Genomic DNA, 526 nt, shown 5'->3' on the forward strand with positions numbered 1-526 from the left:
CGTATGGCCCCAGCCTGGTCACCAGCCATGCAGCAGCAGGTCAGTGAACTGGTTGCAGGTTTGCGTAACCAACTGCATTGGTTCACCAACCCGCATGACCATCTAAGTGTCAACTATTGGCCCCGATTCCCTGCTGGTCACTTCCCGAATGGCAAGTTTTATCACCTGAACTCGAGGTTCAAAGCTCCTGATGACATTGATGACACAGGTTATGCACTTTCTCTTTGGGGGCCAGATTTGATTGATGTTGAAGCCCTCACGAACAAGATTATTCCGTACTGTCAGGGTGTTACCAGGAAGAATGGGAAAACACCACCAGTGCTAGCCAAGCTCCCTGCATACAATACCTGGATGGGGCACCACATGGCTGTGGACGTGGATGTATGCGTGCTGGCAAACTACCTGCCGCCTGTCCTTGCCTTGCGCAAAGACCTGAACCTATATGATGTGGCTAGACGATCCGGAAGCCCTGATTTATTTGAATAATTGGCTGGCGCGTGAGGCTCCGCAACGGACGATCGCCGTG

Annotated in this window: 1 pseudogene; it reads left to right on the plus strand. The window is 52.3% G+C overall.

The features are described from left to right. A pseudogene (locus VPK24_RS12740) lies at positions 1–486 on the plus strand (hypothetical protein); the annotation flags it as partial. Positions 487–526 lie beyond the last annotated feature (40 nt).

Source organism: Limnothrix redekei LRLZ20PSL1 (genome assembly GCF_043235035.1).
In the GTDB taxonomy this organism is placed as follows: domain Bacteria; phylum Cyanobacteriota; class Cyanobacteriia; order CACIAM-69d; family CACIAM-69d; genus CACIAM-69d.